This is a genomic window from Accumulibacter sp. (genome assembly GCF_031732815.1).
Taxonomy (GTDB): Bacteria; Pseudomonadota; Gammaproteobacteria; order Burkholderiales; family Rhodocyclaceae; genus Accumulibacter.
The window spans coordinates 1-10,139 of the sequence record NZ_JAVMKF010000007.1 but is presented as its reverse complement, the minus strand read 5'-3'; the positions used below and the strand labels follow the sequence as shown (position 1 = coordinate 10,139).

Sequence of the window (10,139 nt, the reverse complement as noted above, 5' to 3'; positions counted from 1 at the left end):
TGGGTTCTCAGCCTGAAGTGATCGTCCTTGCGATCCCGAAAAAACCGGCTTTCGATCAAGCCGTTAACACGATTTGTTGAAGATGGGCTTTAACGCCGAAAGGGATTAACCCCTGCGGGCCAACGAAAGTTGGCCCGTTTCTTTTGTAATACCCCTTGGGGACGCTGCTCCCCACAGGGGAACGGTTGTCTCCACTTTTATCAAGGAGATGACCGTGAGAATTGCAATTGACGGCACGTCGTGCCAGCTGCTGAAAGACCTTCTTTCGCAGCATCGAGATGGGGAGTCGAGGCTCTTGTGGAAAAAGTACGATTATCAGCTTCCAGAGAAATATCGTACTGACGCCGCGGTTCCGTTGTTGAATCAACTGGACGACGATCCGAAGCGTCTCCACATCAATGGCCATCAGCGGGATTTGTTGCTCCAACTGCTGGCCTGGGCAGCGCGGTCAGAAGTTCCGCCTACGTTGTTCGAAAAAGGCCCTTCCAAGAAGCTGCTCGAAAAGCTTCAGCCTGAAGGAACCCCGCTGGAGGCAGAAGTAGGGGACTTTCTGGTGATCAAGCAAAGCGGCTTGCTGGTAGAAATTGTCCACTTTGATGGAGGTTTCTCCTACACCGCCGAGGACGCGTACTTTGTCACCGTCGACTCATGCAGCTTTATCTTGAGTGAGACCAACGGGACGCCGCCCCCAGATGGCGCCGAATGGCCATTCATCGATTGTCGCAATCTCGACGACCTGATGTGGCCTGCACGCATGTCTGACGAAGCAATCATTTGGGGGCCACGCCCCTATCGATTGGCGGCATGACATAGAACTTCGTGAATCATCTTCAAGCCAACCTTCGGGTTGGCTTTTTTTTTGTTTTTTTCATGCCGTATGATGCCGCTATACCAATCAAATGCAGTGACTCAATGGCCGCAGAAAAAACAACCAGCGTCTCCAAGTTCCAAATCGACCTGATCAATAAGATCAAGAACAACACATCGCTCAAGGCCACCCATGCGGTTTTGGCGTTGAGATCGGCTGCAACCGCGTGGATTAGCCTCACACTGTATTCCTGCACTGACGATGAGCTTGGGAGAATCGGAAAGGATCGCCCTGAGCGGGGGCGGGCCGAAAGTTTGATCAAGGACCTTGCCGCCGTTACAGATATCCCGCCGCCTTCTAGCAAGTCACAACAAGACCTGCGCAAGTGGCTCGAGTCGATTTCGGCCTCTTTCCAGTTGCCGCCTGCCGGAAAAGTACTTCAATACTGGAGTCGCGCGCTGCTCTATCGCGACTTGAACGGATTGGCCGCTGAATCGGAGGCCAGCATCACGACGCGATTCCAGCCGGAAAAGCTTGCGGAAGGCCTTCCACGTTTACGCGAGGACTTCGAGCCCCCGCGGGTGGCAGACCCGGACGAGCCGGTTGCATTGCTGATTGCCTACACCGGAGGCACGGGCAAGTCGAAACCCACGGTGCTGCTCGGCATCCCGCTTTCGTATGACCGGGAAGAATCCGTTCTGGTGCCGCCGCCCCAGGGCGCCGTACCGTTCTTTAATCGCGAATGGATGGAACCGCCGGACCCTGACGCAACCAAGGACGCCTATCTCGGCAGCGTGCCGGATTGCGATGACTTCTTTGCTGCAAACCCGCCGCAGAAGGGTGTTTCATGGCCGGAGTATTGGGCCTATGTTGAGTCGTTTGTCCGCACGGTTACTGGGGATTCCAATCCGCTCCCCGATCTTGCGCCCGTAATTGGTAAGCGTGATACCGCGTGGAAAATTGTCAAATGGGATACGGGGGGCGCCACAAAGAAGATCGCTGATGCCTACCAACGGGCAATCACGAAGGCGCCGCCATTGCTCGATGCCATTTGTAACAAACCACGCCAGCCATCCAAATTCGATCTGCCTACGGCGCTAAAGGATTCAAGCTCGTTGCTCGGTCACATCGATACGTTCGATGCCAAGAAGGAGAAACGGGAAGGATTTTCCCTGGAGCGCAGCCAACGGATTGCGGCAACGGCAATGACGCAAGTGCCGCCAGGAGAACTACTGGCGGTGAATGGTCCGCCCGGTACCGGCAAGACAAGCTTTCTGCGCGCTGTCATTGGTACGGAGTATGTCCACGCCGCGCTGCGTGGCACAGATCCATGGATCATTCTTGCCACGGCCGCGACCAATAAGGCCGTCACCAACATCATCGAATCATTTGCCGGCATCGCCGGGCCTGAGATGCAGCCGGAGTGGGCAAGCCGGTGGCTGCCACATCTTCCGTCCTACGGATGGTTCTATCCTGCGGCATCGAAGCCGGACGCTGAATTGAACGGCTTCATGGTGTTGAAGCGTGACGGGGGGAAAGGTGGTCAGCCAGTCAGCCTGGTCAAGAAAATAGCGGCCGAAAAATTCTCCATCCTCGAACAGCAGCAGCGCAACTGGATGCTGGACACTTACCTGGACCTGCATCGGCAAGCCTTGGGGTTGTCGCAGAAGGCAACATCAGCAACTGACGCTGCGGAAATGATCCGGAAACGATTGGAAACGTCCGTCGCGAAGATGCATACCCTACAGTCGCAGTTCCGACGATGCGTTGAATATCCGCATCAGATGGAAGGATGTCGACGCCCGGAAGACTCTTGGCGGCAAGCACTCGGTGAGCAGGAAGATCGCGAGAGGCTTCTTCAGAGGGAGATAGAGCGCCTGAGTGCAATCTTGCATCAATGGAACGAGGTGTTGGAGAACCTTCGTGAGTCATCCCACCTGCGCAGCCTGTGCGAGGGATGGTTGTACCGGATTAAGCGCCTGTTGTTCGGGGATAAAGAGGGGCAACAGGCACAGGCACTCGAGAACACGGCGCTCGCAAAAATGACGGCGATCGATCCAGAGATTTCGGTCTACCGAGCCGATGCCTTGGATGTGGCCGAACGCCGGCATGCTCAAGTCGCCAGAATGCTTGGTGAGAACAATGAGCTCCAGCGCACCACCGCGAAGGAGATAAGGTCAGCACGGACAATGCTCGACCAATGGCAGGATTGGCGGTCGCAAGCTGAACTATTGGCGACCAGCTTGCCTGTAGATGAAGGGCAGAGTCTGCGTGGAGCGCTTGCCGAGTGGGCCGAGGCAGGGTTTCCCCAAGAACACCAGCTCCATCGCCAGTTCGAGGAATTGCTGGATCGAGCATTTCGATTTCGCCATTTCCATATGGCCGCCCGGTACTGGGAGGCGCGCTGGTTGGCCGACATGCCGAAACCACAAGACACGGGCGATATGCGGCAGGCGCTGCGGCGTGCCGCGATGCTCGCGCCGGTTATCGTGGCAACGGTATATACCCTTCCGGGGATTCTGGATGAATTTGAATTTGCAGACCTGTTGATCTTCGACGAGTCCGGGCAGGCATCCCCTGAAATCGGGGCCGCCAGCTTTGCTTTTGCACGAAGGGCCATCGTCGTTGGCGATATTAACCAACTGAAACCGGTATGGAATGTCGGTAAGGAAGCCGACACCCGGCTGAGGCAGGATCTGGATATCAGCGGGATTGAGGAAGGATTCAGCGTTTCCGCGGGATCGATCATGAAGGTCGCGCAGGCACACACCGCCCTCAGCGAAGCCAAACAAAACCAGCGTGAGCCTGGTGTCGGCCTGGTCGCACACTACCGTTGTCGGGCCGAGATCATCGAATACTGCCGCCGCTTGATCTACGGTAATGGATTGGAGCCGGTTCGTATCGAACGGCCGCCCAACGGCCAGCAATCATTCCTGTATCCGCCCATGGCATGGGTTAAGGTCGAGCAGAAGGCCGGCGCCAAGAAACAGGGCGGGTCGTGGGTGAATGAAGACCAGATTCGAGAGATCGTTCGTTGGCTGGAACATGACCGTCAGCGGATCATGTCCCACTACGGTGTTGCGCGAATTTCCGATGCAGTTGCGCTGATCGCCCCCTTCAGGGCGCAGGCCTTGGCGCTCAAAAAGGCTGTGGCCACATCGCTTGGACAAGAAGATGCTGACGCGATGGTGATCAATACCGTCCATGCGCTGCAGGGGGCGGAAAAGCCGATCGTGGCATTCTCGCTGACGCAGGACCAGGGCGCGTTCTTTGTCGATCGCGATGGGCCGAATCTGCTGAATGTCGCGGTCAGCCGAGCCAAGGACTGCTTCATCCTCTTCGCTGCGCCTGCGGTCCTCCAGTCCGCCATGGATGTGAAGTCGCCCTATGGCGCCAAAGACAATGCGCCCGCCGATCCGCTGGCGATCTTGATCGCCTACATGAACGAGGCCGGCAGGCGCCTGTATCCACGGGAAGTGGTCGTCATCGAAGCGCCGGGCAAAGCCGAACGCATCGAGGAAGCACTGGGCTTGTCCGCAAAAGTGATTCCAACAGGCGGGCACTTCCGCCGCCTTGCCATGACCGGCGGAAAACTTGTCGCAGAGATCATTGAAGGGGGCGAATCCACGGTGAATGCGCTGAAGGAGATTTCTGCAGATCTCCGTCAAATTGATGCCTTCTATCTCGCCACAGACGATGATGACGACGGGGAAGAGATCGCCTGGCATGTGCAGGAAGTGCTCCGCAGCGCCGGTGTTGACGACACCTCACGAATTCGGCGAATGCGTTTTTACTCCCTGACCCCAGAGGATGTCAGGCAAGCCCGTGAACTTGCCTTGCCAGGGATAGATGCGCGCCGTGTGCGGGCCAATGTGCTCCGGTCACTATTCGATGCCGAGTTTCATCGCGAGCTTGCAACAGCAGGCGTGCGGGCATCGCGCCCACAACTGGCATTGCTTCGAGAGATTGCCGAAAGGCAAGCGGAAACTGGGCATTGGCGCATCCGTATTGATGGGCGCGTGGACGGGAAACCGGTTGCTGGCTATGCCTTGGCAGCAAACGCTGATGCGCCTGCCCGATACCCGTCGCAGGCAGTAGCCGAGATGGCCACATCGAGGATTGAGCTTGCGAATGCGGCGCCGATGATGGCGCACACCTATCGGAAGGTTATTTTGCCGCGATACCCGGCAGCGACGACAGCGCAGACCCTCATCTCGGCATTCAAACGTTATCGCTGGAAGCCGGGAAAGACCACTGAGGCTTTGAATGCACTCTACCTCGGCCATGCCGCTCCCAAAGCTTATGGGATTGGGGAAGATGAACCGTCCATGATTCCGGGAGATGCATCTTGAGCGGCGTCAGCAGCTATCCTCGTACCGGCGGCTCCTATATATCGCCAGAGACTGTCCAGGCGTTGCTCGCGGCCGGATACCTGACGGAAGACGATGTTCAGGGATACCGTGAAGAAATCAAGGCGATCCCACCCTCCGGACGGGAACTGATCGCCGAGATCGTGCGCACGGTCCTGAAGGATCGGCGCAATGACCCGGCATACCTCGATCGGGTTAACGCGGGGAACCTGCTTCGTCAGGAAGGTGGTGGAAATAGTAGCGTCACGGTTTATCACCACACCGGTGCCAGGGAGATGGCCGGCTTCACCTATGAGCGTGTCAGCTACGAGAGAAGGGAAGATCGCCAGCATTACAAAGCGCTCCGCTACGAATTCGACCGTAAGGAGCGTAGCGCGTGGCTCAAGGATATCGGGACATCCCGTCGTCAGGAGTTGGCTGCAGCGGGATTGTCTCAGAAGGACATTGACCGCATGGCCAAGGATGGGCGGCCGCCGCAGGGATATCAGGTCCACCATCGCATTCCGCTGGATGATGGCGGCACCAATAGTCGGGACAACTTCATCCTCATTCGGGACGATGTGGAGCATCGAGCCCTCCACGGCTACTACAACCCGGCAGAGTTACGCATTCGACTGCTGGCCTACGGAGAGAAAGCCGAGGTGGCCCTGCCGGTACCGCCCAAAGACACATTGGTTTATCCGAATCCGTCGATGAGCTACGTATCGAAATCAGTCAATTACGCAAAATTCATGGAGATGTTCGATGAGCATTGAAACACTGGTGAAAGCAGTGCAGGAGAACTGCGCAGAGTACGATCTATACAATCCTCCGGCCGCCAAGCCGGAGGCCGTAACTGCGGTCGCCGAAGCATTTGAACGAGAGTTTCAGCGTCCGCTCCCAGAAGCCTACCAGCGACTGCTCCTGGCGTCGGATGGAATTCTGGAAAATGGTCTGACGATCTGGCCGTGCGCTCCCCATTGGAAGTTCCACGAATCCATCCTGACCGCCAACTGGGATCTCAGGGAGAATATCTCCGACGATTTCCTCTATTTCGGCCAGCGGGATGATTCCGTCTTCGTGCTGGAACTGGCCACCGGACGTTTTCTGGCCGTCGAGCTCAACGGCCTGGCCGAGTGGGAAGAGTTCCCGAACTGCGAAGCCATGATCGAGTTCATGCTTGAGCGCGCCCTTGACTGACGGGGTTCAAATGCACGCGCATCCGATGATCACACCGCTATTGCCGCTCCGCTCGCCAGCGGAAATCGAAGCCGACTATCCGGCAGACGCGGCCATGGCTTATGCCCTGATCTGGGCAAACACCTTGGGGCATCTCAAGAACCCACAGCAGATCGACGAGCATTTTTGCCGGTATGCAGCCGGCAAAACGGCCATCGGATTACGCGCGCTGGCCACGGACGACAAAGCGATGGGGCCGGTCTTGCCGGAACTGGACGAGCGCCGAAACGATCCTCAACCGCTACCGGTGGGGGCCGTCTTCGCGCCAGGCGAATCGGCGCTGAACATCCAGTCTGCAAACATTGAATTTGTGCCTCCGCCAAGAAGAGGCACGGATACCGCCTCGCTGATCGACTGGCTCAACGCGCTACGCGTGGTATCCCCTGGTCGGCTCGGGAGCATCCTGGAGGAGCTGGAATCGGCCGGCTGGATTCGGATGGATGGGGATCAGTACAGGCTGACCGACGACGGAGAACGGCAACTGCAGCGCCTGGACCAGGCCGGAAAATTCCACGTGGATGGCTTGACCATCGCTCGGTGGCGAATGGCTGTCGACGACTACGGCAATGGCAACCGGGAGTTGCAGGATCTGCTGGAAGACAGCAATCGCTTGTTCGGATGTTCGCTCAAAATGCCGATCGGTGCACTTGAAGCGATGATCACGGGCACTCACACGGCAGAAGAAGCCTATGCCCTGCGCGACAAGACTGCGCTCACCGCATCCCGGGCGGCGTCCTTCCCAGCGGGAATGAATCCGGAAATTCTGATCGCCGAAGACGATCCTTTGCGGGAGAAACGAAACGCGAGGGAAGCAGAATTGTCTGCAGGCAGGACACACATCTGGCTCTGCCTGTCCGCCAAAGAGCGGATGATGATTCGCCTTGGCGCTGAACTGGCGTCCCTCCCCGCGGAAAATGAGTGCCAGTCCTTCTTGGAGACTATTTTGTTCGACGTCCGTCCGCGTTGGCTGATCGGCCTTGGGGCGGAGTCATCCCCGCCATCACGCGAGAGCGCAGTTCGTGCGTATAACGCCTGGAAGGCGGGAACTCCTACGCTGTCATAGGCGGCAAGATCAGGCGGCACGCACCTCGTCGAGCAGATCCGGGTGACGGTCGAGCACCTTGAGCAGCTTCACGAGCGCCAGCGGTGGCCGGGTTCTCCCATTCTCGTACCGCGAAAATGCATTCACGCCGCCACCGAAGATTTCGGCCGCCTGTTGCTGATCCAGCGCCAGTTTTTTCCTCACGCTGGCAATGAACGCCGGATCAACGATCGACGCATTCACCTGTTTGTTGAATTCCAGCATCGCCGCACTGGTCCGGGTGGATTCCGCGAGATCCAGCACCGCTTCTCCGCAGGCCGGGCAATAGTCGCCCGTCACGTCCGGAATGGAAGTCGTCTCGCCCTTGTACGTGTAGGACAGGTCGCGAGTGTCACGGACCAGTTCGGCCGCTGCGCAGCTTGGACATTTCATGTTCATAGCTCCTTGAATGACACGATGAGAACGTCATCGATGACCGTGAGTTTCAGGTAGACCTCGCCGGCGGCCGTCATCGGCCGATACACGTCCTGCCAGACACGGTGATCCGCATGGGTCGTCATGCTCTTGTAGAAATCGGCCGGCGTCAGCGCCAGCACCACCTCCACTATCCCGGCAAAGTCGAAACCCAATGCAGCACCGCCCGTCAGCGCGGACATCGTCGATCGAACCTTGCCCGCCTCGATCATCGCTTTGACGACCGGCAGCCTGCAGTGAGGCGTTGATTTCTCCATAACTCAATATTAACCTAGTTGGTGAATTTGGCAAGTTGGTTAATTGCCGTTAGCGAAAATAGATGATGTCCGTGTAATCCAGCGGAGCCTTGGCCAGGCCGAGGCGCATCGCTGGCGTTCCCTTTTGCCGCGCCTCCTTGCCTTCGCCAACCCAGAGGTAGTTGTGGCACGCCCGGAAGATGGTCATCAGCTTGCCGATTTGCTCCGGGCGATACGCTGAATAGCCGCTCCACACCCGGCCGCGGTTGCCAGCGGACGACACCGGGCGCTCGAGCATCGAGGAGCGCCGGCGCAGGCGGTTAAACCACGAATCGACCGCGTGCAGACTGGCCTTGTTGTAGAGCCAGGCCAAGTGGTCCTCGTCGTAATCACCCATATCGGTCAGGAAACACATGGCCTTCTCGGGTTCGCTCATGGTCGGGCGGGGATGCGTGACCCAACGGTCCTTCCATTTGCCGATCTGCTGCGACTGGGCAATCCGCTGCTTGAGCAGAAGCAGCGAAACCTCCTCTTCCGACATTCCAGAGTGGCGCTTGACCAGATCCCGGAAGTCGGACTCGGCATCCCGAACCAGACGGCGCTTCTCGTCCACGGTCAGGTTCTTGGCGATTCGCACGTAGAACGCATCGCAACGCCGATCCTTGATCCTGCCTGCGAAGGCCCCCAGGCAGGCTGCCCTCATCCCTGAATCCTGGTCGAGGAAGAAGCGCACCTTTTCGACGCTGTCGAACAGCGTCAGCAGATGGAGAAAGTGGCCATAGAGGGTGTATTCCGAATGAACCTGCATCCCGATCGCCGGCAACGTCTCCGTGCCGGTAATCTGCTCGGGCGATTCGATGTCGGTCCGCCGCAGGGCATCATCGTAGGCGCCAGCGATCTCCTCTGCCAGCGAGCCTTTGACGTTGCGCTTCTGTGTCTCCGCCACAGCCGCCGCGTAGTCGCTGGCCAGCCACAACCGACCGTAACGCCGGTGAGCACCAGGGAGGCCAGAGTCGCCACAGGCGAGAGCGGCCGCCTCGATCTGGGCGGGGTCGCATTCCGGATCGAAATTCGGGTGCATTCCGAAAACGTATCCGGTGCCGTTGTCCGCAGAGGACACCGCAGACAGGATTACGTTGCGCTTGTCTTTGCGCTGGAACCAGTTGATTGCGTAGTCCTGCCGATCGACGCCGATGTAGAGGCGCTTGATGGCGAGGGTCGGAAGACGGCGCTCCCGGTCCGCCAGGAACGCCAGGCACTGCTCGTAGAAGAAATCGATGCGCTCGTAGAGGACCCGCGGTGCCACGTCGGCGGCTTCGCAGATGCGCCGAAGCGGCATCTTCCCGGTGAGCATGCGGAAGATCGTCGGATTCTTGTCGGATCGAAGCTGCTTGGCGATCGGGTTAAGGCCTGAAGGCTTTACCGAGAATGTCCGTCCGCACCCCTTGCAGCGGTAGCGCTTCGAGCCAATCGTGGTTTGACCGAAAGCTTGGTAGGCGCCCGGCGTGTCGACAGGAATTCGGTGGTGATCACAGAGTGCTTCCGGGCAACTGGCTACAGGATGCGTTTGGCGATAGATCCGCCAAAATTCCTCATAAATGCCGCGATTGCTCTTGAATGGGAAATGTTCGCCGCAGGAATTGCAACGCGCGATCGGAAATCCTTTGCCGGCGGCGACGATGGTGTAGGCGTTGTCAGCGAATTTGCCCCGGCCACTGACCGGTGAGACCGGCACACCAAAGTTCGTGCAGCTCGGGTTCTTGCAGAAATTGACCTGAATACCTCCGAACTCCTCCGGTACCCGTGGCAGGCGAGAGGGGGTGTCGTCTGGCGAAGTCTCGGAAGAATTCCTGGGCACGTGTCAAAACGAAATCGAGGAGTCAAGCCGATTCTAGGCTTGCTCCTCGATGGTTTCAACACAAGTTGTTAACGGCTTGGCTTTCGAGCCGGTTTTTTTATGTCTACAAGTGGTGCCTTGGCCGTATTGACAA

At 58.1% G+C, this 10,139-nt stretch carries 9 protein-coding genes; 6 read left to right on the top strand and 3 right to left on the bottom strand.

Annotation, left to right across the window (positions count from 1 at the left end; genetic code table 11):
• The first annotated feature begins 214 nt into the window (after positions 1-214).
• Genes RKP46_RS00785 through RKP46_RS00765 form a run of 5 tightly spaced genes read left to right on the top strand, consistent with a single transcriptional unit; the run spans position 215 to position 7,459 of the window.
• Positions 215-808, top strand: a complete 594-nt coding sequence (locus RKP46_RS00785; RefSeq protein WP_311104870.1) for a hypothetical protein — start codon at positions 215-217, stop codon at positions 806-808.
• 11 nt (positions 809-819) lie between these two features.
• The gene (locus RKP46_RS00780; RefSeq protein ID WP_311104869.1) at positions 820-5,160 is read left to right on the top strand and encodes an AAA domain-containing protein; all 4,341 of its coding nucleotides are present in this window, start codon (positions 820-822) and stop codon (positions 5,158-5,160) included.
• The gene (locus RKP46_RS00775; protein ID WP_311104868.1) at positions 5,157-5,933 is read left to right on the top strand and encodes an HNH endonuclease signature motif containing protein; all 777 of its coding nucleotides are present in this window, start codon (positions 5,157-5,159) and stop codon (positions 5,931-5,933) included. Before RKP46_RS00780 ends, RKP46_RS00775 begins: the two co-directional genes overlap by 4 nt.
• A complete protein-coding gene (locus tag RKP46_RS00770) occupies positions 5,923-6,357 on the top strand; it encodes a YrhA family protein (RefSeq protein ID WP_311104867.1) in 435 nt (144 codons plus the stop codon). Before RKP46_RS00775 ends, RKP46_RS00770 begins: the two co-directional genes overlap by 11 nt.
• 25 nt (positions 6,358-6,382) lie before the next feature.
• Positions 6,383-7,459 carry a hypothetical protein gene (locus tag RKP46_RS00765; protein ID WP_311104866.1) on the top strand — a complete coding sequence of 359 codons (1,077 nt, stop codon included), beginning with the start codon at positions 6,383-6,385 and terminating at the stop codon, positions 7,457-7,459.
• A gap of 9 nt (positions 7,460-7,468) precedes the next feature.
• Here the strand turns inward: RKP46_RS00765 and RKP46_RS00760 are convergent, their stop codons facing one another.
• The 3 genes from RKP46_RS00760 to RKP46_RS00750 are packed head-to-tail and all read right to left on the bottom strand — an operon-like array spanning position 7,469 to position 9,502.
• Positions 7,469-7,870 carry a type II toxin-antitoxin system MqsA family antitoxin gene (locus tag RKP46_RS00760; protein WP_311104865.1) on the bottom strand — a complete coding sequence of 134 codons (402 nt, stop codon included), beginning with the start codon at positions 7,868-7,870 and terminating at the stop codon, positions 7,469-7,471.
• Between the two features lie 2 nt (positions 7,871-7,872).
• Positions 7,873-8,169, bottom strand: a complete 297-nt coding sequence (locus RKP46_RS00755; protein WP_311104864.1) for a type II toxin-antitoxin system MqsR family toxin — start codon at positions 8,167-8,169, stop codon at positions 7,873-7,875.
• A gap of 49 nt (positions 8,170-8,218) precedes the next feature.
• Entirely contained in the window at positions 8,219-9,502 is a 1,284-nt protein-coding gene (locus RKP46_RS00750; RefSeq protein WP_311104863.1) for a hypothetical protein, read from the bottom strand.
• 168 nt (positions 9,503-9,670) lie between these two features.
• Between RKP46_RS00750 and RKP46_RS00745 the strand changes: the two genes are divergently transcribed.
• A complete protein-coding gene (locus tag RKP46_RS00745; protein WP_311104862.1) occupies positions 9,671-9,874 on the top strand; it encodes a hypothetical protein in 204 nt (67 codons plus the stop codon).
• Positions 9,875-10,139 lie beyond the last annotated feature (265 nt).

Coding starts and splice junctions, on each gene's coding strand:
- RKP46_RS00770 (WP_311104867.1), top strand. CDS start 5,923: ATGAGCATTGAAACACTGGTGAAAGCAGTGCAGGAGAACTGCGCAGAG.
- RKP46_RS00765 (WP_311104866.1), top strand. CDS start 6,383: ATGATCACACCGCTATTGCCGCTCCGCTCGCCAGCGGAAATCGAAGCC.
- RKP46_RS00760 (WP_311104865.1), bottom strand. CDS start 7,870: ATGAAATGTCCAAGCTGCGCAGCGGCCGAACTGGTCCGTGACACTCGC.
- RKP46_RS00755 (WP_311104864.1), bottom strand. CDS start 8,169: ATGGAGAAATCAACGCCTCACTGCAGGCTGCCGGTCGTCAAAGCGATG.
- RKP46_RS00750 (WP_311104863.1), bottom strand. CDS start 9,502: ATGCTCACCGGGAAGATGCCGCTTCGGCGCATCTGCGAAGCCGCCGAC.